This is a genomic window from Jeongeupia sp. USM3 (assembly GCF_001808185.1).
Taxonomy (GTDB): domain Bacteria; phylum Pseudomonadota; class Gammaproteobacteria; order Burkholderiales; family Chitinibacteraceae; genus Jeongeupia.
This window is the reverse complement of sequence record NZ_CP017668.1, coordinates 3,032,892-3,059,474: the sequence shown is the minus strand read 5'-3', so window position 1 is coordinate 3,059,474 and position 26,583 is coordinate 3,032,892. Positions and strand designations below refer to the sequence as shown.

The 26,583-nt window shown below is 60.9% G+C and carries 42 protein-coding genes; 8 read left to right on the top strand and 34 right to left on the bottom strand.

The features are described from left to right. Positions 1 to 42 precede the first annotated feature (42 nt). From pilB to BJP62_RS14465, 8 genes are all read left to right on the top strand, one after another. A complete protein-coding gene (gene pilB, locus BJP62_RS14500; RefSeq protein ID WP_070530704.1) occupies positions 43 to 1,749 on the top strand; it encodes a type IV-A pilus assembly ATPase PilB in 1,707 nt (568 codons plus the stop codon). A 28-nt stretch (positions 1,750 to 1,777) separates the two neighbouring features. Next, positions 1,778 to 3,001: a type II secretion system F family protein gene (locus tag BJP62_RS14495; protein ID WP_070530702.1), complete on the top strand. Its 1,224-nt coding sequence runs from the start codon at positions 1,778 to 1,780 to the stop codon at positions 2,999 to 3,001. Between the two features lie 5 nt (positions 3,002 to 3,006). After that, the gene (locus BJP62_RS14490; protein WP_070532784.1) at positions 3,007 to 3,873 is read left to right on the top strand and encodes an A24 family peptidase; all 867 of its coding nucleotides are present in this window, start codon (positions 3,007 to 3,009) and stop codon (positions 3,871 to 3,873) included. A 2-nt stretch (positions 3,874 to 3,875) separates the two neighbouring features. Further along, entirely contained in the window at positions 3,876 to 4,490 is a 615-nt protein-coding gene (gene coaE, locus BJP62_RS14485) for a dephospho-CoA kinase (protein WP_070530700.1), read from the top strand. 66 nt (positions 4,491 to 4,556) lie between these two features. Beyond that, on the top strand, positions 4,557 to 5,315 hold the full coding sequence (zapD, locus tag BJP62_RS14480) for a cell division protein ZapD (protein ID WP_070530698.1): 759 nt from the start codon (positions 4,557 to 4,559) through the stop codon (positions 5,313 to 5,315). Beyond that, a complete protein-coding gene (locus BJP62_RS14475) occupies positions 5,312 to 5,497 on the top strand; it encodes a DNA gyrase inhibitor YacG (protein WP_145927214.1) in 186 nt (61 codons plus the stop codon). The genes zapD and BJP62_RS14475 overlap by 4 nt, the downstream gene beginning before the upstream one ends. Positions 5,498 to 5,581: 84 nt before the next feature. Next, positions 5,582 to 6,334, top strand: a complete 753-nt coding sequence (locus tag BJP62_RS14470) for a GNAT family N-acetyltransferase (protein ID WP_070530697.1) — start codon at positions 5,582 to 5,584, stop codon at positions 6,332 to 6,334. Between the two features lie 160 nt (positions 6,335 to 6,494). Then, a complete protein-coding gene (locus BJP62_RS14465; RefSeq protein WP_168163840.1) occupies positions 6,495 to 7,217 on the top strand; it encodes a 1-acyl-sn-glycerol-3-phosphate acyltransferase in 723 nt (240 codons plus the stop codon). Here the strand turns inward: BJP62_RS14465 and BJP62_RS14460 are convergent. The 34 genes from BJP62_RS14460 to rpsL form a co-directional block, all read right to left on the bottom strand. Then, positions 7,214 to 8,038, bottom strand: a complete 825-nt coding sequence (locus tag BJP62_RS14460) for a symmetrical bis(5'-nucleosyl)-tetraphosphatase (RefSeq protein WP_070530693.1) — start codon at positions 8,036 to 8,038, stop codon at positions 7,214 to 7,216. The genes BJP62_RS14465 and BJP62_RS14460 overlap by 4 nt on opposite strands. Positions 8,039 to 8,163: 125 nt before the next feature. Then, positions 8,164 to 8,553, bottom strand: a complete 390-nt coding sequence (gene rplQ / locus BJP62_RS14455) for a 50S ribosomal protein L17 (RefSeq protein ID WP_070530691.1) — start codon at positions 8,551 to 8,553, stop codon at positions 8,164 to 8,166. Between the two features lie 24 nt (positions 8,554 to 8,577). Beyond that, positions 8,578 to 9,561, bottom strand: coding sequence for a DNA-directed RNA polymerase subunit alpha (locus BJP62_RS14450; RefSeq protein ID WP_070530689.1), 984 nt, complete (start codon positions 9,559 to 9,561; stop codon positions 8,578 to 8,580). Between the two features lie 36 nt (positions 9,562 to 9,597). Then, a complete protein-coding gene (gene rpsD, locus BJP62_RS14445; protein WP_070530688.1) occupies positions 9,598 to 10,224 on the bottom strand; it encodes a 30S ribosomal protein S4 in 627 nt (208 codons plus the stop codon). Positions 10,225 to 10,238: 14 nt separating this feature from the next. Continuing rightward, positions 10,239 to 10,631, bottom strand: coding sequence for a 30S ribosomal protein S11 (gene rpsK / locus BJP62_RS14440; protein ID WP_018748522.1), 393 nt, complete (start codon positions 10,629 to 10,631; stop codon positions 10,239 to 10,241). A gap of 17 nt (positions 10,632 to 10,648) precedes the next feature. Then, the gene (gene rpsM / locus BJP62_RS14435) at positions 10,649 to 11,011 is read right to left on the bottom strand and encodes a 30S ribosomal protein S13 (protein WP_070530686.1); all 363 of its coding nucleotides are present in this window, start codon (positions 11,009 to 11,011) and stop codon (positions 10,649 to 10,651) included. A gap of 62 nt (positions 11,012 to 11,073) precedes the next feature. After that, entirely contained in the window at positions 11,074 to 11,187 is a 114-nt protein-coding gene (rpmJ, locus tag BJP62_RS14430; protein ID WP_018748524.1) for a 50S ribosomal protein L36, read from the bottom strand. 37 nt (positions 11,188 to 11,224) lie between these two features. Then, positions 11,225 to 11,443, bottom strand: a complete 219-nt coding sequence (infA, locus tag BJP62_RS14425; RefSeq protein WP_070530685.1) for a translation initiation factor IF-1 — start codon at positions 11,441 to 11,443, stop codon at positions 11,225 to 11,227. A 24-nt stretch (positions 11,444 to 11,467) separates the two neighbouring features. Next, positions 11,468 to 12,772, bottom strand: a complete 1,305-nt coding sequence (gene secY / locus BJP62_RS14420) for a preprotein translocase subunit SecY (protein ID WP_070530683.1) — start codon at positions 12,770 to 12,772, stop codon at positions 11,468 to 11,470. A 25-nt stretch (positions 12,773 to 12,797) separates the two neighbouring features. After that, positions 12,798 to 13,232 carry a 50S ribosomal protein L15 gene (gene rplO, locus BJP62_RS14415; RefSeq protein ID WP_070530681.1) on the bottom strand — a complete coding sequence of 145 codons (435 nt, stop codon included), beginning with the start codon at positions 13,230 to 13,232 and terminating at the stop codon, positions 12,798 to 12,800. After that, complete coding sequence (gene rpmD / locus BJP62_RS14410; RefSeq protein ID WP_070530679.1) at positions 13,233 to 13,418, bottom strand: 50S ribosomal protein L30; 186 nt, start codon at positions 13,416 to 13,418, stop codon at positions 13,233 to 13,235. Then, complete coding sequence (rpsE, locus tag BJP62_RS14405) at positions 13,418 to 13,930, bottom strand: 30S ribosomal protein S5 (RefSeq protein ID WP_070530677.1); 513 nt, start codon at positions 13,928 to 13,930, stop codon at positions 13,418 to 13,420. The genes rpmD and rpsE overlap by 1 nt, the downstream gene beginning before the upstream one ends. Positions 13,931 to 13,943: 13 nt before the next feature. Further along, positions 13,944 to 14,297: a 50S ribosomal protein L18 gene (gene rplR / locus BJP62_RS14400; RefSeq protein ID WP_070530676.1), complete on the bottom strand. Its 354-nt coding sequence runs from the start codon at positions 14,295 to 14,297 to the stop codon at positions 13,944 to 13,946. Between the two features lie 13 nt (positions 14,298 to 14,310). Beyond that, complete coding sequence (gene rplF, locus BJP62_RS14395) at positions 14,311 to 14,844, bottom strand: 50S ribosomal protein L6 (RefSeq protein ID WP_070530674.1); 534 nt, start codon at positions 14,842 to 14,844, stop codon at positions 14,311 to 14,313. Positions 14,845 to 14,856: 12 nt separating this feature from the next. Then, positions 14,857 to 15,249 (bottom strand): 30S ribosomal protein S8, encoded by a 393-nt coding sequence (gene rpsH / locus BJP62_RS14390; protein WP_070530673.1) that lies wholly within the window; start codon positions 15,247 to 15,249, stop codon positions 14,857 to 14,859. Positions 15,250 to 15,264: 15 nt separating this feature from the next. Next, positions 15,265 to 15,570, bottom strand: a complete 306-nt coding sequence (gene rpsN / locus BJP62_RS14385) for a 30S ribosomal protein S14 (RefSeq protein ID WP_070530671.1) — start codon at positions 15,568 to 15,570, stop codon at positions 15,265 to 15,267. Positions 15,571 to 15,577: 7 nt separating this feature from the next. Further along, on the bottom strand, positions 15,578 to 16,117 hold the full coding sequence (rplE, locus tag BJP62_RS14380) for a 50S ribosomal protein L5 (RefSeq protein ID WP_070530669.1): 540 nt from the start codon (positions 16,115 to 16,117) through the stop codon (positions 15,578 to 15,580). 10 nt (positions 16,118 to 16,127) lie between these two features. Then, positions 16,128 to 16,448 (bottom strand): 50S ribosomal protein L24, encoded by a 321-nt coding sequence (gene rplX, locus BJP62_RS14375; RefSeq protein ID WP_070530667.1) that lies wholly within the window; start codon positions 16,446 to 16,448, stop codon positions 16,128 to 16,130. An 11-nt stretch (positions 16,449 to 16,459) separates the two neighbouring features. After that, the gene (gene rplN / locus BJP62_RS14370; RefSeq protein ID WP_070530665.1) at positions 16,460 to 16,828 is read right to left on the bottom strand and encodes a 50S ribosomal protein L14; all 369 of its coding nucleotides are present in this window, start codon (positions 16,826 to 16,828) and stop codon (positions 16,460 to 16,462) included. A gap of 203 nt (positions 16,829 to 17,031) precedes the next feature. Beyond that, a complete protein-coding gene (gene rpsQ, locus BJP62_RS14365; RefSeq protein WP_070530664.1) occupies positions 17,032 to 17,295 on the bottom strand; it encodes a 30S ribosomal protein S17 in 264 nt (87 codons plus the stop codon). Position 17,296: 1 nt separating this feature from the next. Further along, positions 17,297 to 17,485 carry a 50S ribosomal protein L29 gene (gene rpmC / locus BJP62_RS14360; RefSeq protein WP_070532778.1) on the bottom strand — a complete coding sequence of 63 codons (189 nt, stop codon included), beginning with the start codon at positions 17,483 to 17,485 and terminating at the stop codon, positions 17,297 to 17,299. Beyond that, on the bottom strand, positions 17,485 to 17,901 hold the full coding sequence (gene rplP, locus BJP62_RS14355) for a 50S ribosomal protein L16 (RefSeq protein ID WP_070530662.1): 417 nt from the start codon (positions 17,899 to 17,901) through the stop codon (positions 17,485 to 17,487). The genes rpmC and rplP overlap by 1 nt, the downstream gene beginning before the upstream one ends. Further along, positions 17,885 to 18,589 carry a 30S ribosomal protein S3 gene (rpsC, locus tag BJP62_RS14350; RefSeq protein ID WP_070530660.1) on the bottom strand — a complete coding sequence of 235 codons (705 nt, stop codon included), beginning with the start codon at positions 18,587 to 18,589 and terminating at the stop codon, positions 17,885 to 17,887. Before rpsC ends, rplP begins: the two co-directional genes overlap by 17 nt. 9 nt (positions 18,590 to 18,598) lie before the next feature. Then, positions 18,599 to 18,928: a 50S ribosomal protein L22 gene (rplV, locus tag BJP62_RS14345; RefSeq protein ID WP_070530658.1), complete on the bottom strand. Its 330-nt coding sequence runs from the start codon at positions 18,926 to 18,928 to the stop codon at positions 18,599 to 18,601. 9 nt (positions 18,929 to 18,937) lie between these two features. Further along, entirely contained in the window at positions 18,938 to 19,213 is a 276-nt protein-coding gene (rpsS, locus tag BJP62_RS14340; protein ID WP_070532776.1) for a 30S ribosomal protein S19, read from the bottom strand. 6 nt (positions 19,214 to 19,219) lie between these two features. Beyond that, on the bottom strand, positions 19,220 to 20,053 hold the full coding sequence (gene rplB / locus BJP62_RS14335; RefSeq protein ID WP_070530656.1) for a 50S ribosomal protein L2: 834 nt from the start codon (positions 20,051 to 20,053) through the stop codon (positions 19,220 to 19,222). An 11-nt stretch (positions 20,054 to 20,064) separates the two neighbouring features. Then, positions 20,065 to 20,370, bottom strand: coding sequence for a 50S ribosomal protein L23 (rplW, locus tag BJP62_RS14330; RefSeq protein ID WP_070530654.1), 306 nt, complete (start codon positions 20,368 to 20,370; stop codon positions 20,065 to 20,067). After that, complete coding sequence (gene rplD / locus BJP62_RS14325; RefSeq protein WP_070530652.1) at positions 20,367 to 20,987, bottom strand: 50S ribosomal protein L4; 621 nt, start codon at positions 20,985 to 20,987, stop codon at positions 20,367 to 20,369. Before rplD ends, rplW begins: the two co-directional genes overlap by 4 nt. Continuing rightward, a complete protein-coding gene (gene rplC, locus BJP62_RS14320; RefSeq protein ID WP_070530650.1) occupies positions 20,987 to 21,631 on the bottom strand; it encodes a 50S ribosomal protein L3 in 645 nt (214 codons plus the stop codon). Before rplC ends, rplD begins: the two co-directional genes overlap by 1 nt. A gap of 154 nt (positions 21,632 to 21,785) precedes the next feature. Next, a complete protein-coding gene (gene rpsJ, locus BJP62_RS14315; protein ID WP_070530648.1) occupies positions 21,786 to 22,097 on the bottom strand; it encodes a 30S ribosomal protein S10 in 312 nt (103 codons plus the stop codon). 11 nt (positions 22,098 to 22,108) lie between these two features. After that, the gene (gene tuf, locus BJP62_RS14310) at positions 22,109 to 23,299 is read right to left on the bottom strand and encodes an elongation factor Tu (RefSeq protein WP_070530623.1); all 1,191 of its coding nucleotides are present in this window, start codon (positions 23,297 to 23,299) and stop codon (positions 22,109 to 22,111) included. A 59-nt stretch (positions 23,300 to 23,358) separates the two neighbouring features. After that, positions 23,359 to 25,458 carry an elongation factor G gene (gene fusA / locus BJP62_RS14305; RefSeq protein ID WP_070530646.1) on the bottom strand — a complete coding sequence of 700 codons (2,100 nt, stop codon included), beginning with the start codon at positions 25,456 to 25,458 and terminating at the stop codon, positions 23,359 to 23,361. A gap of 27 nt (positions 25,459 to 25,485) precedes the next feature. Then, on the bottom strand, positions 25,486 to 25,956 hold the full coding sequence (gene rpsG, locus BJP62_RS14300; protein ID WP_070530643.1) for a 30S ribosomal protein S7: 471 nt from the start codon (positions 25,954 to 25,956) through the stop codon (positions 25,486 to 25,488). A gap of 117 nt (positions 25,957 to 26,073) precedes the next feature. Then, complete coding sequence (gene rpsL / locus BJP62_RS14295) at positions 26,074 to 26,445, bottom strand: 30S ribosomal protein S12 (protein ID WP_070530641.1); 372 nt, start codon at positions 26,443 to 26,445, stop codon at positions 26,074 to 26,076. Between the last annotated feature and the right edge of the window lie 138 nt (positions 26,446 to 26,583).

The window sequence follows — 26,583 nt, the reverse complement described above, 5'->3', positions numbered from 1 at the left end:
TCGCACGTCCGAGACTAGAACCGAAGAGTCCTCGCAATACTCATGTCCACTACGCCTTCGATTTCCGGCCTGGCCCGCCTGCTGGTCCAGCATGGCCGACTCAGCGACACCGACGCCGAAGCGCTGCAAGGCGCCGCGGCGACCAACAAGACGCCGTTCATCGCCCAGCTGCTGCAAAGCAACAAGATCAGCGCCAAGGAAGTCGCCGAATTCAGCTCGCAGGCCTTCGGCTATCCGCTGCTCGACCTCGACCAGATCGACCCCAGCTACATTCCGCAGGGCATGCTCGACACCAAGGTGATGCAGGCGCAGCGCATCGTCCCGCTGTTCAAGCGCGGCGCGCGGCTCTTCGTCGGCGTCTCCGATATCACCAATTCGCAGGCCGCCGAGGAAGTCCGCTTCCAGACCGGCAGCCAGATCGAGCCGATCGTCGTCGAGGACAACAAGCTCGTCAAACTGCTCGACCAGTTGCTCGAGGCGTCCGGCGCCACGCTGAAGAATCTCGAGATGGACGAGTCCGAGCTCGAGATCAGCGGCGGCGACCCCGAACCGCAGAACGATTCGGCGAACATCGACGTCGACGACGCGCCGGTCGTCAAATACCTGCAGAAAATCCTGCTCGACGCGATCAACGCCGGCGCGTCGGACATCCATTTCGAGCCGTACGAGAAGTACTACCGGATCCGCTACCGCCAGGACGGCATCCTGCGCGAAATCGCCCAGCCGCCGCTGGCAATCAAGGAAAAGATCGCCTCGCGGATCAAGGTGATCTCCAAGCTCGACATCTCCGAAAAACGCGTCCCGCAGGACGGCCGGATGAAGCTGGTGCTGTCGAAAAGCCGCGCGATCGACTTCCGTGTCTCGACGCTGCCGACGCTGCACGGCGAAAAGATCGTCATGCGGATTCTCGACCCGACATCGGCGACGCTCGGCATCGATGCGCTCGGTTACGAGCCGGACCAGAAGGCCGCACTGCTCGACGCCGTCAGCCGCCCCTACGGCATGGTACTGGTCACCGGCCCGACCGGCTCGGGCAAGACCGTCTCGCTGTACACCTGCCTGAACATCCTCAACGAGCCCGGCACCAATATCTCGACCGCCGAGGACCCGGCCGAAATCAACCTGCCCGGCGTCAACCAGGTCAACGTCAACGACAAGGCCGGACTGACCTTCTCGGCGGCGCTCAAGGCCTTCCTGCGCCAGGATCCGGACATCATCATGGTCGGCGAAATCCGCGACCTCGAGACCGCCGACATCGCGATCAAGGCCGCGCAGACCGGCCACATGGTGTTCTCGACGCTGCACACCAACGATGCCCCCGGCACGCTGACCCGTCTGCTGAACATGGGCGTCGCGCCGTTCAACGTCGCCAGCTCGGTGATCCTGATCACCGCCCAGCGGCTGGCACGTAAGCTGTGCACGCAGTGCAAGACGCCGGCCGACATTCCCGACGAAGCGCTGCTGCGCGCCGGCTTCACCGAAGCCCAGCTCGACGGCAGCTGGCGCCCGTACAAGGCCGTGGGCTGCGATCATTGCAAGGGGACCGGCTACAAGGGCCGGGTCGGCATTTATCAGGTGATGCCCATTTCGGACGAAATGAACCGCCTGATCATGAAAAACGGCACGTCGATCGACCTCGCCGACCAGGCCAGGCGCGAGGGCGTACGCGACCTGCGACAATCCGGACTCTTGAAAGTCAAACAAGGCATGACCTCGCTCGAGGAAATCATGGCCGTCACCAACGAATAAAACGTACAAGCAGTCGGGGGAGAGTGCGATGGGAGTTCAGGCGAAAGGCGCCGCGGTCAAGGAGCTGACCTTTGTCTGGGAAGGCAAGGACCGCAGCGGCAAGCTGATCAAGGGCGAGATGCGCGCCGCCGGCGAGGCGATCCTGAAGAATCACCTGCGCCGCCAGGGCATCAATGTCGTGAAAATCAAGCGGCAGCGTCACAAGGGCGGCCGGCGGATCAGCGACCAGGACATCACGATGTTCACCCGCCAGCTGGCTACGATGCTCAAGTCCGGCGTACCGCTGCTGACGTCGTTCGATATCGTGGCCAAGGGGCACAGCAACCCCTCGGTCACCAAGCTGCTGATGGACATCAAGAACGACATCGAGACCGGGTCGTCGCTGACGCAGGCGTTCCGCAAGCATCCGGCCTATTTCGATGCGCTGTACTGCAACCTGATCCAGGCCGGCGAGCAGGCCGGCATCCTCGACAGCCTGCTGGCACGGCTGGCGACGTACAAGGAAAAGATCCTCGGGGTCAAAAAGAAGATCAAGTCGGCGATGTTCTACCCGACTGCGGTCATCGTCGCCGCCTTCGTCATCACCGCGGTGATCATGATCTTCGTGATCCCGGCATTCAAGGACCTGTTCTCGAGCTTCGGCGCCGACCTGCCGGGCCCGACGCTGATGGTGATCGCGCTGTCTGACCTGTTCGTCAGTTACTGGTGGCTGATCTTCGGCGGCATCTTCGGCGGCATCTGGCTGTTCATGAAAACCTGGCGCCGTTCGGTCGCGATGCAGATATTCATGGACCGGCTCTTGCTCAAGCTGCCCGTGCTCGGCGAAATCGTCAAAAACGCGACGATTGCCCGCTGGTCACGAACGCTGTCGACCATGTTCGCCGCCGGCGTCCCGCTGGTCGACTCGCTCGAATCGGTCGGCGGCGCCGCCGGCAATCACCTGTACAAGATCGCCACGGCGCAGATCCAGACCGAGGTCAGCACCGGCACCAGCCTGACCTTGTCGATGCAGAACACCAACGTTTTCCCGAACATGGTCCTGCAGATGGTCTCGATCGGCGAGGAGTCCGGCGCGCTCGATGCGATGCTCGGCAAGGTCGCCGACTACTACGAGGAAGAGGTCGACAACGCCGTCGAAGCGCTGTCGAGCCTGATGGAGCCGATCATCATGGTCGTGCTCGGTACGCTGATCGGCGGACTCGTGATTGCGATGTACCTGCCGATCTTCAAGATGGGCGAGGCGGTCGGCTGATGGACATGCTTGCGCTTTTGCAAACCAGCCCGCCCTTGTTCGGCGGGTTTTTGTTCGTACTCGGCCTGCTGGTCGGCAGTTTTCTCAACGTGGTGATCCACCGGCTGCCGAAGATGATCGAGGCCGATTTCCGCCACGAGTGCAGCTGTGTCGACCTGCCGCTCGACGCCGAACGCCCCCCCAAGCCGCGCTACAACCTGCTGGTGCCGCGTTCGCGCTGCCCGCATTGCGGCCACCAGATCGGCGCACTCGAGAACATCCCGGTGCTCAGCTGGCTGGCGCTGCGCGGCCGCTGCAGCGCCTGTTCGGCGCCGATCGGCGTGCGCTATCCGCTGGTCGAGCTGGCAACCGCCGTGCTGACCGCCTGGGTCGGCCTGCATTTCGGCCCGACCCCGGCGGCACTGGCCGGCATCGCACTGACCTGGGCGCTGATCGCGCTGATCGCCATCGACGCGGACACCTACCTGCTCCCGGACAGCATCACATTGCCGCTCGTCTGGCTCGGGCTGCTGGTCAACCTCGGCGGCACCTTCGTACCGCTCTCGCAAGCCGTTATCGGCGCTGTGGCTGGCTATCTGCTGCTCTGGAGCATCTTCTGGCTGTTCAAGCTGCTCACCGGCAAGGAAGGCATGGGCTACGGCGACTTCAAGCTGCTAGCCGCACTCGGAGCGTGGTTCGGCTGGACGGCCCTGCCGGTCATCGTCCTGCTGTCGTCGGTCGCCGGCGCCGCGATCGGCATCGGCCAGGTCGTCGCGGCCAGACGCGGCTGGAGCAAGCCGATACCGTTCGGCCCCTACCTGGGCATCGCCGGCTGGCTCACGCTGATGTGGGGCGGTACGATCGGCGGCTTGCTCTTCGGCGGACTGGGGTAGACATGCGCGTAGTAGGCCTGACCGGCGGCATTGCCAGCGGCAAATCGACCGTCGGTGCGCTGTTCGAGCAGTACGGCGTGCCGCTGATCGACACCGACGCGATTGCCCACCGGCTGTCACAAGCGCCGTCCCCGCTGCTCGACGAGGTGCGGGCGCAGTTCGGCCCCAGCTCGATCGACGCCAACGGCGCGCTGGCCCGCGACTGGATGCGCCAGCATGTGTTCGAGGACACCGGGGCCAGACGGCGGCTCGAGGCGATCATGCACCCCCGCATCCTCGCCGAGCTCGAACGCGAACTGGCCGCGCTGCCCGTCGACACACCGTATGCGCTGGTCGCCGTACCGCTGCTGTTCGAAGCCCGGGGCTTTCGCGAGCGCGTCGACCGGGCACTGGTCGTCGACTGCGACACCGCCATGCAGCGCCAGCGGCTGCTCGGCCGCCCTGGCATGACCGAGGCACTGGCCGACGCCATCATCGCCAGCCAGCTCGACCGCACCCGCCGCCGTGCGCAAGCCGACGACGTGATCGACAACGTAGGCTCGCTCGAACAGCTGGCCGAAACCGTCGCGCACCAGCACCAGCAATATCTGCGCTGGTCCACTACGACGAAGAAATGAGATTCCACTGGTTTCCAAAATGGCCCCCTTGCTGCAGAATTACCTATCTTTGCTGCTGAGCGCATCGTGATCAGCTACGAATTCCCCATCAATGAGCGCATCCGCACGCTGCTGCGTCTGGAAAACCTCTACAACCGTACCGCGCACTTCGTTTCCGGTACGCATGCGCTCGACCACCACAGTGCGCTGCTGGGGATCTTCGAAATCATGGAAGTGGCCAGTCGCGCCGACCTGAAGTCCGATCTGCTGCAGGAACTCGAACGCCAGCGCCAGACCCTGCTCGGCTTACGGCACAACCCGCAGATTTCGGAAGCCGCGCTGGAAAAGATTCTCGACGACATCGACGGGACGCACGGCCGGCTGCTGCAGATGACCGGCAAGTTCGGCCAGTTCCTCCGCGACAACGAATGGCTGATGGCGATCAAGCAGCGCGCCAACATTCCCGGCGGCGTGTGCGAGTTCGACCTGCCGTCGTACCACTACTGGCTGCAGCAGGCCGCACCGCGGCGCCAGGGCGACCTCGACCGCTGGTTCACCCCGCTGCTGCCGATCAAGCATGCGCTCGACATCGTGTTGCGGCTGCTGCGCGACTCGGCCAAGGTCTGCCACTACACCGCCAAGAACGGCAATTTCCAGCAGATGTCCGGCGGCAAGTCGGTCCAGCTGCTGAAGGTCAGCCTGATCTCGGACCTGCCCGCGGTGCCCGAACTGTCGGCCAACCGCTACGCCATCAATATCCGTTTCATGTTGCCGTCGACCTCGGGCGAGCGCGCCCGCTCGGTCGATGCCGACGTCGATTTCTCGCTGAGTTACTGCAATCTGTGAATCAACGCATCGTTCCCTGCCCGCAATGCGGCGAACCGGCCGTCTATAGCCCCGACAACGCCTTCCGGCCGTTCTGCAGCCGCCGCTGCCGGCTGATCGACCTTGGCCAGTGGGCCGACGAAAGCTACCGGATCCCGGCCGCCGATCCGGCCAAGCCCGACGTGCCGACGCTCGACGCCTGATCTGTCACGGCATTTTCAACTCCCGGTCATTTCTCCGTCATCTGCAGCGCTTAATTTTTCCTCCACCAACCAGGAGGAAAACCCATGCTGCAGCAGTTGCACACCGCAACCAGCAAGCCCCGCAAACGCCAGTTGTCGGTGACGATCGCGACCGACAGCGAAACCGTCCGCGCCGCCCAGGCGCTACGCCACCGGGTGTTTGCCGGTGAAATGGGCGCCCGCCTCAACTGCCGCGAACCCGGCATCGATCACGACCTGTTCGATCCGTATTGCGACCATCTGGTCGTCCAGGACGACGAAACCGGCGAGGTCGTCGGCACCTACCGCATCCTGCCGCCCCACCAGGCCCGGACGATCGGCAGCTATTACTCCGATACCGAATTCGACCTGACCCGTCTGGCGCACCTGCGCAACCAGCTCGTCGAGGTCGGCCGCTCCTGCGTCCACCCCGACTACCGCACCGGCGCGACGATCTCGCTGCTCTGGGCCGGCCTCGCCGACTACATGAACCAGCGCGGCCACCATTACCTCGCCGGCTGTGCCAGCGTGTCGCTCGTCGACGGCGGCCACCTTGCCGCAAGCCTCTACGCCAAGCTGGCGCAGACCGCGCTCGCGCCGGTCGAATGGCGCGTGTTCCCGCGCTGCCCGCTGCCGCTGGCCGCGCTGAACCAGAAGCTCGATGCCCCGGTTCCGCCGCTACTGCGCGGCTACCTGCGTGCCGGCGCCTTCATCTGCGGCGAACCGGCCTGGGATCCGGACTTCAACACTGCCGACCTCTTCCTGCTGCTACCGGTGCAGCACATCGAGCAGCGCTATGCCAGGCACTTCCTCCGTTAATGGCATGATGGACACACAATTTTCCGCAGCGGCAATAGCGACATGGCCCGAGCCCGGTGAAGCGGCTAAACTGCCGAAGCCTTCCCGCCAGCGGCTTCGGCCATTCCTGTTGTCCATGTTGCTTTTCTGCACTCGCCTTCGCCGCCTGTTCCGACTTGCCGTGCACCTAGCACGGGCAACCTATGCCGTCTCCTGGCGCCTGCCGCGTCTCGACGACGAGGCACGCGTCAGCTACATCCACGCGTGGTCGAAGAAACTGCTGGCGCTACTGCAGATCGACGTGCAGATCCACGGCATTTCGCCCGGGCTGTACCCGGCCAACCATCTGCTGCTGGCCAACCACATCTCCTGGCTCGACATCTTCGTCCTCAACGCCGTCACGGTCTCGCAGTTCGTCGCCAAGTCTGAAATCCGCCAGTGGCCGGTGATCGGCCGGCTTTGTTGCGGTGCGCGCACGCTGTTCATCGAGCGCGAACGGCGCCGCGATACCGCGCGCGTGAACGGGGCGATCGTCCGCTCGCTACTGCGCGGCGACTGCGTGGCCATCTTCCCGGAAGGCACGACCAGCGACGGCGCGAGCATCCTGCCGTTCCGTTCGTCGCTGCTGCAATCGGCCATCGATGCCGAGGCAACGGTCCAGCCGGTCTACCTGCGCTACACCAACGCCCAGGGCCAGCGCTGCTGCGCCGCGGCCTACGTCGACCAGGTTTCGTTCGGCGAGTCGCTGTGGCGCATCCTCGGCCACCAGGGCCTCACGGTCGAACTGAGCTTTCTCGCGCCGTTCCCCGCAGCGGAAAGCGATCGCCGCAGCCTGACGCAGCACGTGCAGACCCGCATCCAGGCCGCGCACCAGGCATTCGAGGCCGGCGTCGCCGGCCGCTAGGGGCTGCCCACCTGCTGATATTCGCGCTGCGCCGCCACCTGGAACAGCGCGCCGCCGTCCAGGTCGATGCCGGTCAACGCGCCGCCCCAGACGCAGCCCGTATCGAGCGCCGCCAGTTCCGGCCTCAGCCGCAGACCCAGTGCCGACCAGTGGCCGCAGACGACCCGCGGCATCGGCTCGCGTCCGGGCCAGTCGAACCACGGATGCAGGCCCGCTGGCGCATCGGCCAGCTCGCCCTTGTACTTCAGCTGCAGCGCGCCCGCATCGTCGACAAAGCGCATGCGGGTCAGCGCGTTGACGACGAAGCGCCATCTCGACCAGCCTTGCAGCGCATCGTCCCAGCGCGTCGGCTGATTGCCGTACATCTCCGCCAATCCGCGCTGCCAGTCCGGCAGCCTCAATTGCTGCTGCACTTCGTCCGCCAGCGCCAGCGCTTGCGCGACGTTCCAGCCCGGCCAGATACCGGCGTGCACGATCAGCGCGTCGTCGAGCGCAATCAGTAGCGGCTGCTGCCGCAGCCAGTCGAGCAGACCGGGCGCGTCGGCCGCACCAAGTACGTCGGCGAACGTATCTCCCTGCTTGGCTCTGCCAATGCCTGCCGACATGGCCAGCAGACTCAGATCGTGATTGCCGAGCACGACCCGGACCGCACTATCGTGGGTCTTGGCCCAGCGCAGCACCGCCGCCGACTCGGGGCCGCGGTTGACGAGATCGCCGACCAGGTAGAGCGTATCCCGGCCCGCCTCGAATCCCATCCGGTCCAACAACAGCTGCAGCTCGTTGAAACAGCCTTGAACGTCGCCGATCGCAAATCGGGCCATGCTTCACCTGCATCTCATGTCGCAATGCGACGAGTCTACGGTTACTGCGCCGCAAGACCAAGTTCGCGGAACAGCAACAAACAAAAAGGCCAGCTTGCGCTGGCCTCTCTGCAGAGCCGGACCGATTACTCGGCGGCTTCAACCACTTCGGCTTCTTCCGGGCGGTCGACGAGTTCGACGAATGCCATCGGGGCATTGTCGCCATCGCGGAAACCGCACTTCAGGATACGCAGGTAGCCACCATTACGGTTGGCGTAGCGCGGGCCGAGCACGTCGAACAGCTTGACGACCATCTCGCGATCGCGGGTGCGATTGAACGCGAGACGACGGTTTGCCAGCGACGGCTTCTTGCCGAGGGTGATCAGCGGTTCTGCGACGCGACGCAGTTCCTTGGCCTTCGGCAGCGTGGTTTTGATGACTTCGTGACGCAGCAGCGCATTCGCCAGGTTGCGCAGCAGCGCTTGGCGGTGAGCCGAGGTACGATTCAGTTTGCGGTTGCCATTACCATGACGCATTTGTCAGTTCCTTCCGTTGACCGCTCAGGGCTTTTCCAAGCCAGCCGGCGGCCAGTTTTCGAGGCGCATACCCAGCGACAGGCCCTTCGAGGCAAGCACTTCCTTGATTTCATTCAAGGACTTGCGGCCCAGATTCGGCGCCTTCAAGAGCTCGGTTTCGGTGCGCTGGATCAGATCCCCGATGTAGTAGATGTTCTCGGCCTTCAGGCAGTTTGCCGAACGCACGGTCAGTTCGAGGTCGTCCACCGGACGCAGCAGGATCGGATCGATCTGCGGCGCAGCCGGCTTTTCTTCCTCAACCGGCGTCCCTTCGAGGTCGGCGAACACCGACAGCTGATCCATCAGAATGCGGGCCGCCTGGCGAACCGCATCTTCCGGCGTCAGCACGCCGTTGGTCTCGATATCGAGGATCAGGCGATCCAGATCGGTGCGCTGCTCGACGCGAGCGCTTTCGACCTGGTAGCTGACCCGACGGATCGGGCTGAACGACGCGTCGAGCTGGATGGTACCGATGCTCCGGTTCTCGTCCTTGTTCAGACGAGCCGGTGCAGGCTGGTAACCACGGCCCTTCTCGACCTTGATTTCGACGTTCAGCTTGCCACCTGCGGACAGGTGGGCAACCACGTGATCGGGGTTGACGACTTCGACATCGTGCGGCAGCTGGATATCGCCGGCCTTGACCACGCCCTCGCCGTCCTTGACGAGCGTGAGCGTGACCGAGTCACGGCCATGCAGCTTGAGCACGACCCCTTTGAGGTTCAAGAGGATATCGACGACATCTTCCTGCACGCCATCCAGAGCGGAATATTCGTGCACGATGCCTTCGATCTTGACCTCGGTCGGGGCGTAGCCCGGCATCGACGACAACAGGATCCGGCGCAGGGCGTTACCGAGCGTATGGCCGTAACCGCGCTCGAACGGCTCCATCACCACCCGAGCCTGGGCGGAAGATTGAGCCTGCACGTCGATGATGCGCGGCTTGAGCAACTCGTTAGCGAGGTTTTGCATGTATCAGTATCCCTTGGCCTGAAAACGGTTCAGTGTTTACTTGGAGTAGAATTCCACCACCAGCGACTCATTGAGATCGCTGGAGAGATCGGAACGCTCCGGCGTGCTCTTGAACACGCCTTCCATTTTCTTGGAATCAACCTGAACCCAGCCCGGGAAGCCAATGCCTTCAGCCAGCGCAAGCGCTTCCTGAATACGAACCTGCTTCTTGGCCTTCTCGCGGATAGCGACAACGTCGCCAGCCTTGACCTGGAAGGACGGGATGTTGACGACGTTACCGTTCACGGTCAGCGCGCAGTGGGAAACCAGCTGGCGAGCTTCGGCGCGAGTCGAGCCGAAGCCCATACGGTAAGCGACGTTGTCCAGACGCGACTCAAGCAGCTTCAGCAGGTTTTCACCCGTGGAGCCCTTGCGAGCGCTGGCCTGTTCGAAATAACGGCGGAACTGACGTTCCAGCACGCCGTAAATGCGGCGGATCTTCTGCTTTTCACGCAGGTGAACGCCATAGTCCGACAGACGCGGCTGCTTGCCGTTAGCGCCATGCTGGCCTGGGGCTTGTTCCAGCTTGCACTTGCTGTCGAGCGAGCGGCGTGCGCTCTTGAGGAAAAGATCCGTACCCTCACGGCGTGCGAGTTTGCACTTGGGTCCAATATAACGAGCCATGTCTTACTCCGGGATTAGATACGACGCTTTTTCGGCGGACGGCAGCCGTTGTGCGGCACCGGCGTCACGTCCGAAATGCTGGTGATCTTGAAGCCGAGTGCGTTCAGTGCACGCACGGCGGATTCGCGACCCGGACCAGGGCCCTTGATACGAACTTCAAGGTTCTTCACACCATATTCTTGGGCAACTTTACCAGCGTGCTCCGCGGCCACCTGGGCTGCGAAGGGTGTACTTTTCCGAGAGCCCTTGAAACCAGCACCGCCCGAGGTAGCCCAAGAAAGTGCATTGCCTTGGCGATCGGTGATGGTAATGATCGTGTTGTTGAAGGAGGCGTGCACATGCACGATGCCTTCCGACACGCTCTTTTTGACTTTCTTCCGTACACGCACTGTGTTTGCTTTAGCCATTCTCTGTATTCCTTAGATTACTTCTTGCCAGCAATCGCCTTGCGCGGACCCTTGCGAGTACGAGCATTGGTGCGAGTGCGCTGGCCGCGAACAGGCAAGCCCTTGCGATGACGGAAACCGCGATAGCAGCCAAGGTCCATGAGACGCTTGATCGCCATCGTGTTTTCACGGCGAAGATCACCTTCTACGATGTACTTGCCGATTTCTTCACGCAGCTTGTCGAGTTCAGCTTCGCTGAGATCCTTGACCTTCTTGGCAGTATCGATGGCGGTAGCCGCGCAGATCGCGTAGGCGCGAGTGCGGCCGATGCCGAAGATTGCCTGAAGGCCGATCACAGTATGCTGATGATTAGGGATGTTAACCCCAGCAATACGGGCCATAACTTCCTTACCCCAGGTTAAAAAAGTTGCAGATTATAACGCCTGCGGCCGATTGACTCAAATCAACCTTGGCGTTGCTTGTGCCGCGGGTCGGTGCAGATCACGCGCACAACCCGGTTGCGGCGGATGATCTTGCAGTTGCGGCAGATTTTCTTGACCGATGCTTGAACTCTCATCGTCTTTCCTTTCAGTCAAAAATGAAATTCCGGGCGCTCACTTGGCCCGGAATACGATGCGGGCCTTGGTCAGGTCGTAGGGCGTGAGCTCTACGGTAACCTTATCGCCGGGCAGAATGCGAATGTAATGCTTACGCATCTTGCCGGAAATATGACCAAGGACCACATGTCCGTTTTCGAGCTTGACCCGGAACGTTGCATTGGGCAACGTTTCCAGGACTTCGCCCTGCATCTGAATGACGTCTTCTTTCGACATTGTTTTTAGCTCGGGGCTTGCGCCTCAACCCTTGAAGTTGGCTTTCTTCAACAGGCCTTCATACTGATGCGACAGCACGTACGACTGCATCTGCGACATGAAGTCCATGGTCACCACCACCAGGATCAGCAGCGAGGTTCCACCGAAATAGAACGGCACGTTCCACTTCAGGATCAGGAACTCCGGAATCAGGCAGATCACGGTGATGTACACGGCACCGATCAGCGTCAGCTTGAGGATCAGCTTCTCGATGTAGCGTGCGGTATGCTCGCCTGGGCGGTAGCCCGGAATCATCGCCCCGCTCTTCTTCAGGTTGTCCGCGGTTTCCTTCGGATTGAAGACCAGCGCGGTGTAGAAGTAGCAGAAGAAGATGATCGCAGCAGCATAGAGCAGCACGTACAGCGGCTGGCCCGGATGCAGCATGTCGCCGATCGACTTCAACCACCCCAGCTTCTCGCTGTTGCCAGTCCACGACAGCACGGTCGCCGGAAACAGGATGATCGACGAGGCGAAGATCGGCGGAATCACGCCGGCCATGTTCAGCTTCAGCGGCAGGTGCGTGCTTTGCGCCTGCATGATGCGGTTGCCGACCTGGCGCTTGGCATAGTGCACCGGCACCTTGCGCTGGCCGCGCTCGACGAACACCACCGCCGCGGTCAGCAGTACCACGCCGACGAACAGGAACAGCACCAGGATGATCGGCAGCGCCCCCTGATTGGCGAGGGTCAGCGTCTTGCCGATCGCACCCGGCACACCTGCGGCGATACCGGCGCAGATGAGGATCGAAATCCCGTTGCCGATGCCGCGCTCGGTGATCTGCTCACCCAGCCACATCAGAAACATCGTGCCGGTCACCAGGGTGATGACCGTCATGACGATGAACTGCAGCTGTGGCAGCACAACCAGGTTGGGCTGCTTGAACAGCATCATGGCAATCCCGAAGCTCTGCGCGGTCGCCAGCAGTACGGTCGCATAACGCGTGTACTGGGTGATCTTGCGACGACCGGCTTCGCCCTCTTTCTTCAACTGCTTGAGCGTCGGAAAGACTTCCGCCGCCAGTTGCAGAATGATCGAAGCCGAGATGTAAGGCATGATCCCGATCGCAAACACGGTGAAGCGCGACAGCGCGCCACCCGAGAACATGTTGAACATGTTCAGGAGACCGGTTTGCGAACTTTCGAAGAGACGCGCCAGTTCGACCGGGTTGATACCCGGCACGGGGATGTGCGCACCGATGCGATAAACGATCAGTGCACCCACCAAGAACCAGATGCGTTTCTTCAGATCCGCGAACTTACTACCAGCAGAAGCCAGAGCGGGATTTGCCACGTTACTGCCCTATTCAATAGCCGAGTTACTCGACGATGGAGCCGCCAGCGGCTTCGATCGCTGCACGTGCACCCTTGGTGGCGCCAACGCCCTTCAGAGTGATCGCACGTTCGATCTTGCCAGCCAGGATGACCTTGGCCTGGTTCGCGCGCTGCGAAACCAGACCTGCCTGCAGCAGCGTCAGGAAGTCGATGTCGTTCACCGGCAGACGGTTCAGGTCCGCCAGGCTCACTTCAACCGACTTGCCGGCCGACAGCGACTTGAAGCCGCGCTTCGGCAGACGACGTTGCAGCGGCATTTGACCGCCTTCAAAGCCGACCTTGTGGAAACCACCGGTACGCGACTTCTGACCCTTGTGGCCGCGACCCGAGGTCTTGCCCAGGCCCGAGCCGATACCGCGGCCAACACGGCGCTTGGCGTGCTTGGCGCCAACACCCGGTTTCAGGTTATTCAGTTCCATTTAGCCCTCCACCTTCAAGAGGTAGCTAATCTTGTTGATCATGCCGCGGTTTTCCGGGGTATCGATCACTTCCGACGAGCTGTTCAGCTTGCGCAGACCCAGACCACGGGCGCAGGCCTTGTGGCTTTCCAGGCGACCGATCAGGCTCTTGACGAGCGTGACCTTGATTTTCTTCGCGTCAGTCATTATTCACCCCCGAAGATTTCTTCGACGGTCTTGCCGCGCTTCGCCGCGATGTCGCCGGCGGTGTGCAGCTTGGCAAGGCCGTCCAGCGTGGCGCGAACCACGTTGTACGGGTTGGTCGAACCGTGGATCTTGGCGGTGATGTTGTGCACACCAGCCACTTCGAACACAGCGCGCATCGGGCCGCCGGCGATGATGCCGGTACCTTCCGGCGCCGGCTGCATGAACACGGTGGTTGCACCGTGCTTGCCGATCACCGAGTGCGGCACGGTGCCGTTCTTCAGCGAGGCCTTGAACAGCTTGCGGCGTGCTTCGTCCAGTGCTTTTTGCACTGCAACCGGCACTTCCTTCGCCTTGCCCTTGCCCATGCCAACGCCGCCATCGCCGTCGCCAACGACGGTCAGTGCGGCAAAGCCCATGATCCGGCCACCCTTCACGACCTTGGTGACGCGATTCACGCCAACCATTTTCTCGCGAAGGCCGTCCTGACGATCTTCTGCTTCGTTTCTAGCCATTTGATAACTCCAATTAGAAGACGAGGCCGCCTTCACGAGCCGCGTCGGCCAGAGCCTTCACGCGACCGTGATAGTGGAAACCGGAACGATCGAACGCAACGTTCTCGATGCCGGCAGCCTTGGCTTTCTCGGCAATACGCTTGCCGACAGCCGCTGCAGCTTCGACCGAAGCGCCGTTCTTGATCTGACCGCGCACATCGGCTTCAAGCGTCGAAGCAACGGCCAGCACCTTGCTGCCGGTTGCGTCGATGACCTGCGCATAGATATGGCTGTTGGTCCGATGCACCGACAGGCGCACCGCCTTGAGCTCCGCAATCTTTGCACGGGTTTTGCGTGCGCGGCGGAGTCGAGTTTCTTTCTTGTCCATGATTCAGCCTCGATTACTTCTTCTTGGTTTCTTTACGGACAACAACTTCATCCGAATAACGAACGCCCTTACCCTTATACGGTTCCGGCGCGCGGTATGCGCGGATGTCAGCTGCGACCTGACCAATAACCTGCTTGTCGGCACCCTTGAGCACGATCTCGGTCTGCGACGGCGTTTCCACCTTCACGCCGGCCGGCATCTTGTGCGCAACCGGGTGGGAGAAGCCGAGCGTCAGATTGAGCACGTCGCCCTGAGCCTGGGCACGATAACCCACGCCAACCAGGGTCAGCTTGCGCTCGAAGCCCTTGGAGACGCCGGTCACCATGTTGCTGACCAGTGCGCGGAGGGTACCCGACATCGAACGGGATTGCTTGTCGCCATTGCGGGCAGCAAACACCAGTGCATTGTCTTCGACCTTGACGTCGACATTGCCGGTCAGCGACTGAGCCAGCGAGCCGTTCGGGCCCTTGATGACGATTTCCTGAGCGTCGATCTTCACTTCGACGCCAGCCGGAATGGCTACCGGATTTTTAGCTACGCGAGACATCGATTACTCTCCTTATGCCACGACGCAGAGCAGCTCGCCGCCAACACCCTGGGCGCGCGCCTTGCGGTCGGTCATCACACCCTTGGAGGTGGACAGGATCGCCACGCCGAGGCCGTTCATCACTTGCGGGATCTCGGTCGCACCCTTGTAGATGCGCAGACCCGGCTTCGAGATGCGCTCGATGCGTTCGATCACCGGACGACCGGCGTAGTATTTGAGTTCGATGGTCAGCGTCGGCTTCACATCACCAGCCACTGCGAAGGATTCAACGTAACCCTCGTCCTGCAGCACTTTAGCAATCGCCACCTTCAGCTTGGAAGACGGCATCGCCACCGAAACCTTGTCCGCACGCTGCGCGTTACGGATACGGGTCAGCATATCGGCGATAGGATCATGCATTGCCATGTTTCTGTTCTCCTATTACCAGCTGGCCTTGACCATGCCCGGGATTTCACCCTTCATGGCCAGTTCGCGCAGTTTGTTACGGCCAAGGCCAAATTTGCTGTACACGCCGCGCGGACGACCGGTCAGCGCGCAACGGTTATGCAAACGGACCTTGCTGGAGTTGCGCGGCAGCTGCTGCAGCTTCAGGCGGGCCTGGAAGCGGTCTTCGTCGCTGGCGTTGGCATCGTTGGCGATTGCAACCAGCGCATTGCGCTTGGCAGCAAACTTCTCAACGACGGCGCGACGCTTTTCTTCACGTTTAATCAGTGCAAGTTTTGCCATGATCGCCTCAGTTCTTGAACGGAAACTTGAAGGCCGACAGCAGCGCGCGCGCTTCTTCGTCAGTCTTCGCCGTCGTGGTGATGGTGATGTTCATACCGCGGAGCGCGTCGATCTTGTCGTACTCGATTTCCGGGAAAATGATCTGTTCACGCACACCCATGTTGAAGTTGCCGCGACCGTCGAACGACTTGGCCGGCACACCACGGAAGTCGCGGACGCGCGGCAGCGCAACCGAAACCAGGCGATCAAAGAACTCGAACATGCGTTCGCGACGCAGGGTTACCTTGCAGCCAACCGGGTAACCGTCACGAATCTTGAAGCCAGCGATGGATTTCTTGGCCTTGGTGACCACAGCCTTCTGGCCAGTGATCTTTTCCATGTCGCCAACAGCGTGTTCCATCACTTTCTTGTCAGCCACCGCCTCACCGACACCCATGTTGACGGTGATCTTTTCGATGCGCGGCACTTCCATCACAGACTTGTAACCGAACTGCTCGATCAGCGCCGGCACAACCTGCTCTTTGTAAAAATCTTGCAAACGAGCCATGTCTTACCCCTTAAGCGCCAATCACTTCGCCGCTGGACTTGAACACGCGAACCTTCTTGCCGTCATCCAGCAGCTTGAAGCCCACGCGATCAGCCTTGCCGGTCGCAGCATTGAAAATCGCAACGTTCGAAACGTGCAGCGGCATGGTCTTCTCGACGATGCCACCTTGCTGGCCGCGCATCGGGTTCGGCTTCACGTGCTTCTTAGCAACATTGATGCCTTCAACGATGACTTGGTCAGCAGTCGGGATCACGCGCAGCACGGTACCGCGCTTGCCCTTGTCCTTGCCGGTGATGACGATGATTTCGTCACCTTTGCGAATCTTGTTCATGCCATCTCTCCTTACAGCACTTCCGGCGCAAGCGAGACGATCTTCATGAACTTCTCGGTGCGCAGCTCACGCGTCACCGGCCCGAAGATACGGGTGCCGATCGGCTCAAGCTTGTTGTTAAGGAGAACGGCGGCATTGCCGTCGAACTTGATCAGCGAACCATCGGCGCGACGCACGCCCTTGGCGGTGCGAACCACCACGGCGCTGTACACGTCACCCTTCTTGACTCGACCACGCGGGGCCGCATCTTTGATGGTCACCTTGATGATGTCGCCCACCGAGGCGTAGCGACGCTTGGAGCCGCCCAATACCTTGATGCACATAACGTGACGCGCACCGGTATTGTCTGCAACCTCCAACATGGATTGCATTTGGATCATGGAAAAACAACCTCCAACTTGTACCGCAAACCTCGACAAAGCCGAGACGCCCGGCAAAACCGAGCAATGCAGTCAGTTTTGGACCCCGCAAGGGGGAGAAACACGCGACAGCAAAACACACCGCCGCAGATGGGAAAACGGGCATTGTACAAGACGTACAATGCCCGCGCAAGCACAAGACCGGTAAACCGGCCTGCCGTCGATCAGACGACGCGTGCCTTTTCAACCAGCGTGGTCACCACCCAGGACTTGGTCTTGGACAGCGGACGACCTTCGACGATGGTCACCAGATCACCTTCGTGATACTGGTTGGTTTCGTCGTGCGCATGGTACTTCTTGGAGCGACGAACGACCTTGCCGTACAGCGGGTGCTTGACCAGATGCTCGACCAGGACGGTAACCGTCTTGTCCATTTTGTCGCTGACGATACGGCCGGTCAGCGTACGCTTGAGTTTCGCTTCGCTCATATTAAGCAGCCTTCTCAGCCAGGATGGTGTGAACGCGCGCAATGTTCTTGCGCACCCGGTTGATTTCGCTGTTTTTAGCCAGTTGGCCGGTCGCATTTTGCATGCGCAGGCTGAATTGGGCTTTGAGCAGCGCCGTCAGCTCGACCTTGAGCTCTTCGACGGATTTTTGACGCAGTTCAGCAGCTTTCATCATTGCCCCACTTGGCGAGCGACGAAGGTGGTCGCGAACGGCAGCTTGGCCGAAGCCAAGCGGAACGCTTCGCGAGCGACTTCTTCAGCGACGCCGTCGAGTTCATACAGGACCTTGCCCGGCTGGATTTCAGCAACCCAGTACTCCGGGCTACCCTTACCGTTACCCATCCGCACTTCGGCCGGCTTGGTCGAAATCGGCTTGTCCGGGAACGCACGGATCCACACGCGGCCGCCACGCTTGATGTAGCGGGTGATGGCACGACGGGCGGCTTCGATCTGACGTGCAGTCAGACGACCGCGGCTGACGGCCTTGAGACCAAAGGTACCGAAAGCAACGCTGTTACCGCGGGTAGCGATACCGGTGTTGCGACCCTTTTGGACTTTACGGAACTTGAGTCTAGTTGGCTGCAGCATTACGAGGCCCCTTTCGTGCTTTACGCTGGGTTTCCGGCGCCGGCTCTGCAGCCTTCTCGCCCGGCTTCACTTCGCCTTTGTAAACCCAAACCTTGATACCGATGATGCCGTACGTGGTCTTCGCTTCGCTGGTCGCGTAGTCGATGTCCGCGCGCAGGGTGTGCAGCGGCACACGGCCTTCGCGGTACCACTCGGTACGGGCGATTTCGATACCGTTCAGACGGCCCGACGACATGATCTTGATGCCCTGGGCACCCAGACGCATGGCGTTTTGCATCGCACGCTTCATGGCACGACGGAACATCACGCGCTTTTCCAGCTGCGACGCGATGCTGTCGGCGATGATCTGCGCATCGATTTCCGGCTTGCGGACTTCTTCGATGTTGACGTGTACCGGCACCTTGAGGATGTTCTGCAGCTGCTTCTTCAGCGACTCGATATCCTCGCCCTTCTTGCCGATCACCACGCCCGGACGGGCGGTGTGAATGGTAATGCGGGCATTCTTGGCCGGGCGCTCGATCACGACACGGCTAACCGAGGCATTTGCCAGCTTCTTCTTCAGAAACTCGCGAACTTCGATGTCGGCGGTAAGCATGCCGGCGAAGTTCTTGCTGTTGGCGTACCAACGCGATGCCCAGTTCTTGGTGACGGCGAGACGAAAACCCGTCGGATGAATTTTCTGACCCATATTCGCTCCTTAGTCGCCGACAGTCAGCGTGATGTGGCAGGTCTGCTTCTCGATGCGGTTACCGCGGCCCTTGGCACGTGCGGTAAAGCGCTTGAGGGACGGGCCCTTGTCCACAAAAATCGTCGCGACCTTGAGGCTGTCGATGTCGGCACCCTCGTTGTGCTCTGCGTTGGCGATTGCCGACTCGAGCACTTTCTTGATCAGAACGGCACTTTTCTTCGGGCTGAAAGCCAGAATGTTCAGCGCTTGCTCCACCGATTTGCCACGAACCAGGTCTGCGACCAGACGCGCCTTTTGGGCGGAAACACGAGCACTGCTCAGTACAGCGGATACTTGCATGTCTTCACCTTAGCGCTTGGCTTTTTTATCGGCGGCATGGCCTTTGAAAGTCCGGGTGAGCGCGAACTCGCCGAGCTTGTGGCCAACCATGTTTTCGTTCACGTAGACCGGAACGTGCTGCTTGCCGTTGTGCACGGCAATCGTCAGACCGACGAAGTCCGGCAGCACCGTGGAACGACGCGACCAGGTCTTGATCGGGCGCTTGTCGTTCGAGTTGCGGGCACCTTCGATCTTCTTGATCAGGTGCAGGTCAACGAACGGGCCCTTCTTGACAGAACGTGACATGTTCAATTACCCCTTGTTCGCAGGACGACGACGGACGATCATGCCGTCGGTGCGCTTGTTGTTGCGAGTACGGTAGCCCTTGGTCGGCTGGCCCCACGGGCTAACCGGCACACGGCCTTCACCAGTACGACCCTCACCACCACCGTGCGGGTGATCGATCGGGTTCATCGCGGTACCACGCACCGTCGGACGGATACCCAGCCAGCGCTTGGCGCCAGCCTTGCCGTACGAACGCAGGCTGTGCTCTTCGTTGCCGACTTCGCCGAGCGTAGCGCGGCAATCGATATGCACCTTGCGGATTTCGCCCGAACGCAGACGCAGCTGAGCGTAAGCACCTTCGCGCGCCAGCAGCTGGACCGAAGCACCGGCCGAACGCGCGATCTGCGCCCCCTTGCCCGGCTGCATTTCGATGCAGTGGATGGTCGAACCGACCGGAATGTTGCGGATCGGCAGGGCGTTACCGGCCTTGATCGGCGCTTCCGAGCCCGAAACCACGGTCATGCCAGCCTTCAGGCCCTTCGGGGCGATGATGTAGCGGCGTTCGCCGTCGGCATAGCACAGCAGCGCGATGTTCGCGGTGCGGTTCGGGTCATACTCCAGGCGCTCAACCTTGGCAACGATGCCATCCTTGTTGCGCTTGAAGTCGATCATGCGGTAATGCTGCTTGTGGCCACCGCCCTTGTGACGGGTCGTGATCACACCGCGGTTGTTACGACCGGCGGTCTTGCTTTGCGACTCGAGCAGCGGCGCGTACGGCGCACCCTTGTGCAGATCCGGATTGACAACCTTGACGACAGCGCGGCGACCGGCGGACGTCGGTTTTACTTTAACCAATGCCATTTTCAGTCTCCTTATTGCGCAGCCGCGAGGTCAAGTTCCTGACCGGCCGCGAGGCTAACGTAAGCTTTTTTCCAGTCCTTGCGGCGACCCACGAAACGGCCAAAGCGCTTGCCCTTGCCCTTCACGTTGATCACGGACACGCCTTCAACCTTGACCTTGAACAGCAGCTCGACAGCCGCCTTGATCTCGGCCTTGGTCGCATCGGTCGATACGCGGAACACGACCTGCTCGTTCTTTTCAGCAACGAGAGTGGTCTTTTCCGACACGACCGGCGCCAGCAGCACTTGCAGCAGACGATTTTCGGTGAATTGCGTCATGCGAACATCTCCTCAAAAGCGGCCAGCGCATCACGGGTCAGCACGACTTTCTTGAAGCGCACCAGGCTCACCGGGTCAGCCTGGCTCGGCTCGACGACGAGCACGTGCGGCAGGTTGCGCGAAGCAAGGTACAGGTTCTCGTCCAGTTCCTTGGTGATGAACAGCACGGAATCGAGATTCAGCGCGTTCAGCTTTTGCACCAGGGCCTTGGTCTTCGGGGCTTCCAGCGACAGCGAGTCAACCACGATCAGACGGTCTTCGCGAACCAGTTGCGACAGAATGGTCGCAATACCGGCGCGGTACATCTTGCGGTTAACCTTCTGGCTGAAGTTCTCATCCGGGCTGTTCGGGAACGCCCGGCCACCACCACGCCACAACGGCGACGAAGTCATACCCGCACGGGCACGACCGGTACCTTTTTGCTTGAACGGCTTCTTGGTGGAGTGATGCACTGCATCGCGACCCAGCTGGGCGCGGTTGCCGCTACGTGCATTCGCGAAGTACGCGGTCACAACCTGGTGAACCAGCGCTTCGTTGAAATCACGGGCAAACAGCACATCCGATGCGGCGACAGCGGCTTGCGCTTCGCCGTTAGCATTGATGACTTTAAGTTCCATTACGCACCCGCCTTCACACTCGGACGAACGACCACGTCATTGCCCTTGGAGCCAGGGACAGCGCCCTTGACCAGCAGCAGTTGACGCTCGGCATCGATACGCACGACTTCCAGATTCTGGACCGTCGACTTGACGTTACCCAGCTGACCCGCCATGCGCTTACCCGGGAAAATACGACCCGGATCCTGTGCCTGACCAATCGAACCCGGCGTGTTGTGCGAACGCGAGTTACCGTGCGATGCGCGGTTGGAACTGAAGTTGTGACGCTTGATGACGCCCGAGAAACCCTTACCTTGCGAGGTACCGGTGACATCAACCAGTTGACCAGCGGCAAACAGCTCGACCGACAGCGAATCACCAGCCTTCAGCTCGGACAGCTTCTCGGCAGCGACGCGGAACTCGACGAGCCCCAGACCTGCTTCGACACCCGCCTTGGCAAAGTGACCGGCTTCCGCCTTGTTGACGCGACTGGCCTTCTTGGCACCAAAGGTCACCTGAACGGCTGCGTAGCCGTCGGCTTCCACGGACTTGATTTGCGTGACGCGATTTGCGGACATGTCCAGCACCGTCACCGGAATGGATGCACCATCCTCGGCAAAGACGCGGGTCATGCCGACTTTGCGACCGACAAGACCTAAGCTCATAGTTATTTCCTTTTCAGGGCCGATTGCGATTGATCGGCAAATAACCAACTAAAAAATAAAAGGGCTTACCACCCTAAAGTGGTAAGCCCGCGATACTAGCACGACTTTTTCTTATGCCGCAAGCACTTAGCGCACTTGCGGCATATTGCCGCGATTACTGCAGCTTGATTTCGACGTCGACGCCAGCCGGCAGATCCAGCTTCATCAGCGCGTCAACGGTCTTGTCGGTCGGATCGACGATGTCCATCAGGCGCAGGTGGGTGCGGATTTCGAACTGATCGCGCGAGGTCTTGTTCACGTGCGGCGAACGCAGCACGTCGAAACGCTCGATCTTGGTCGGCAGCGGAACCGGGCCCTTGACCACGGCGCCGGTACGCTTGGCGGTGTCAACGATTTCCTGGGCCGAGCGGTCGATCAACGCGTAGTCGAAAGCCTTCAGGCGGATACGGATTTTTTGGCTTTGCATGAATCCAGTCCTTACTCGATGATCTTGGCAACAACACCGGCGCCGACGGTACGACCGCCTTCACGGATGGCGAAACGCAGACCTTGTTCCATGGCGATCGGCGCGATCAGCGACACGACGACTTCAACGTTGTCGCCCGGCATCACCATTTCGATACCTGCCGGCAGCTCGACCGCACCGGTCACGTCGGTGGTACGGAAGTAGAACTGCGGACGGTAGCCGTTGAAGAACGGGGTGTGACGACCGCCCTCTTCCTTGCTCAGCACGTAGACCGAACCTTCGAACTTGGTGTGCGGGGTGATCGAACCCGGCTTGGCCAGCACCTGGCCACGCTCGACGTCTTCACGCTTAGTGCCGCGCAGCAGCGCACCGATGTTGTCGCCGGCTTGACCCTGGTCCAGCAGCTTGCGGAACATTTCCACGCCGGTGCAGGTGGTCTTGACGGTCGGACGGATACCGACGATTTCGATTTCTTCGCCAACCTTGACGATGCCGCGCTCGACACGACCGGTCACGACGGTACCGCGACCCGAGATCGAGAACACGTCTTCAACCGGCATCAGGAAGGCACCGTCGACGGCACGTTCCGGCGTCGGGATGTACGAATCCAGTGCGTCGGCCAGACGGAAGATGGCCGGCTCGCCGTATTCCGATTGGTCACCTTCCAGCGCCAGACGGGCCGAACCGGTGATGATCGGGCAGTCGTCGCCCGGGAAGTCGTACTTCGACAGCAGTTCGCGAACTTCCATCTCCACCAGCTCGAGCAGCTCGGCGTCGTCCACCAGGTCGGCCTTGTTCAGGAAGACGATGATGTACGGCACGCCAACCTGGCGCGACAGCAGGATGTGTTCACGGGTTTGCGGCATCGGGCCGTCAGCGGCCGAGCAGACCAGGATCGCGCCGTCCATCTGCGCAGCACCGGTGATCATGTTCTTGACGTAGTCGGCGTGACCCGGGCAGTCGACGTGTGCGTAGTGACGTGCTTCGGTTTCGTATTCGACGTGCGCGGTGTTGATCGTGATACCGCGGGCCTTTTCTTCCGGCGCGCTGTCGATCTGCGAGTAGTCTTTGGCTTCGCCGCCAAACTTCTTCGACAGGATGGTGGTGATCGCTGCGGTCAGCGTGGTCTTGCCATGGTCAACGTGACCGATGGTGCCGACGTTGACGTGCGGCTTCGTACGTTCAAACTTACCCTTAGCCATTTCGCTAATTCCTTAAATAGAGATTCGGGGTTGCCCGGCACGGGGCCGGGCAAAACCAATTACTTCTTGTTAGCCTGGATCGCGTCGGCCACGTGCTTCGGCGCTTGCGAGTAGTGCTTGAACTCCATCGAGTACGTAGCACGACCCTGCGACATCGAGCGCAGCGTGGTCGAGTAACCGAACATTTCCGACAACGGCACTTCGACCTTGATCATCTTGCCGCCGGCCGGGTTGTCATCCATACCCTGGATGATACCGCGACGGGACGACAGGTCGCCCATGATGTCGCCCATGTACTCTTCCGGCGTTTCGATTTCGACGGCCATCATCGGCTCGAGAATCACCGCACCTGCACGGCGCATCGCTTCCTTGAAAGCGATGGAGCCGGCGAGTTCGAACGCGATCTGCGACGAGTCGACGTCGTGGTACGAGCCGAAGGTCAGGCGAACCTTGACGTCAACGACCGGGAAGCCCGCGAGCACGCCAGCCTTCAGCGTACCCTGGATGCCCTTGTCGACCGACGGGATGAATTCGCGCGGAATCACGCCACCCTTGATTTCGTCGACGAACGAGTAGCCATTGCCCTCGCCTGCCGGCTCAACGGTGATCACGCAATGACCGTACTGGCCCTTGCCGCCCGACTGCTTGGCGTGCTTGCCTTCGACATCTTCCGCGATGCGGGTGATGGTTTCACGGTAAGCCACTTGCGGGGCGCCGACGTTGGCTTCGACACCGAATTCGCGACGCATGCGGTCGACCAGAATTTCCAAGTGCAGTTCGCCCATACCCGAAATGATGGTCTGGCCCGACTCTTCATCGGTACGCACGCGGAACGACGGGTCTTCCTTGGCCAGGCGGTTCAGGGCAACGCCCATCTTTTCCTGGTCGGCCTTGGTCTTCGGTTCGACGGCAACGTGAATCACCGGCTCCGGGAAGACCATGCGCTCGAGGATGATCGGCGCATCAAGGGCACACAGGGTTTCGCCGGTGGTCACGTCCTTCAGGCCGATCGCAGCAGCGATGTCACCCGCGTGAACCTCGTCGATTTCCTTACGGTCGTTGGCGTGCATCTGCACGATACGGCCGATCCGTTCCTTCTTGTCCTTGACCGAGTTCAGCACCGAGTCGCCCTGCTTCACGACGCCCGAGTAGACGCGGAAGAAGGTCAGCTGGCCGACGTACGGGTCGTTCATCAGCTTGAACGCGAGTGACGAGAACGGCGCGCTGTCCGAAGCCTCGCGCGAGGTCGGCTGCTCCTTGTCGTCGGTACCTGCAACCGGCGGGATGTCGACCGGCGACGGCAGGAACTCGATGACGGCGTCGAGCATGCGCTGCACGCCCTTGTTCTTGAACGCGGTACCGCACAGCATCGGCTGGATTTCGCACGCCAGCGTACGCTGACGGATGGCGCCCTTGATCTCGTCCTCGGTGAGGTCACCCTCTTCGAGGTACTTGTTCATCAGCTCTTCCGACGCTTCCGCAGCGGATTCGACCATCTTCTCGCGCCATTCCTGGGCAACGGCCTTCAGGTCGTCCGGGATGTCGCGATATTCGAACTTCATACCCTGCGACGCTTCGTCCCAGAAGATGGCCTGCATCTTCAGGAGGTCGACGACGCCCTGGAAGTTGTCTTCTGCGCCGATAGGCACAACGACCGGCACCGGATTCGCCTTCAGACGGGTCTTCATCTGCTCGACGACGCGGAAGAAGTTGGCACCCTGACGGTCCATCTTGTTCACGAAGGCCAGACGCGGAACCTTGTACTTGTTGGCCTGACGCCAGACGGTTTCCGACTGTGGCTGAACGCCACCGACCGCGCAGTACACCATGCACGCGCCGTCAAGCACACGCATCGAGCGCTCGACTTCAATCGTGAAGTCGACGTGCCCCGGGGTGTCGATGATGTTGAAGCGGTGTTCCGGGAACTGCAGGCCCATGCCCTTCCAGAAGGTCGTGGTAGCCGCCGAGGTAATGGTGATCCCGCGTTCCTGCTCCTGCTCCATCCAGTCCATGGTGGCAGCGCCGTCATGCACTTCACCGATCTTGTGGTTGACACCGGTGTAGAACAGGATGCGTTCGGTCGTCGTCGTTTTACCGGCGTCGATGTGAGCGGAGATACCGATATTACGGTAGCGCTCAATGGGGGTAGTACGTGCCACGGTAGTTTCCTTAAACGGATTGCCGCATTAGAAGCGGAAGTGAGCAAAGGCCTTGTTGGCTTCGGCCATGCGGTGCACTTCGTCACGCTTCTTCATTGCGCCGCCACGACCTTCGGCCGCATCGAGCAGCTCACCGGCCAGACGCAGATCCATCGACTTCTCACCACGCTTGCGGGCGGCATCACGCAGCCAGCGCATCGCCAATGCCAAACGACGGCTGGGGCGGACTTCGACCGGAACCTGGTAGTTAGCGCCACCGACACGGCGGCTCTTCACTTCGACGATCGGCTTGGCGTTGCCGATGGCGGTCGTGAACACTTCGAGCGCGCTCTTGCCGGTCTTCTTTTCGATTTGTTCGAATGCACCGTAAACGATACGTTCTGCAACGGCCTTCTTGCCGTCGATCATGACCACGTTCATGAACTTGGTCAGCTCCTGCGAACCGAACTTCGGATCCGGCAGGACGTCGCGCTTCGGTACTTCTCTGCGTCTTGGCATGATTCTCTATCCTAAATATGACATTCAGTCGGGATTTTCGATCCCACGGCCGCCCAGCGGGACGACCACTTACTCGACGGTCTCGCCTGCGCGATACACCGCCGCCTGCATCCGAAATTACTTCGGACGCTTCGCGCCGTACTTCGAGCGCGACTGCTTGCGATCCTTGACGCCTGCGGTGTCAAGCGAACCGCGCACGGTGTGGTAACGCACACCCGGCAAGTCCTTCACACGACCGCCGCGGATCAGCACAACGCTGTGTTCCTGCAGGTTGTGGCCTTCACCGCCGATGTACGAAATGACTTCGAAACCGTTGGTCAGGCGAACCTTGCACACTTTACGCAGCGCGGAGTTCGGCTTCTTCGGGGTGGTGGTGTACACGCGAGTGCACACGCCACGTTTTTGAGGGCAGGATTCGAGCGCGGGAACCTTGCTCTTCACCACTTCCTTCTCGCGGCCCTTGCGGACCAGCTGGTTGATGGTTGGCATTGATTACATCCTTCGAGTTAATCACCCCTTGCGGGGCCCCACTTCGGGCGGCAGAACGGTCTGCCGCCACCGGACGTCGCGATTTGCGACGCCCAAATGAAGCCGGCGACGCGCGGAAAATCCGAGCGTCGCCAGATT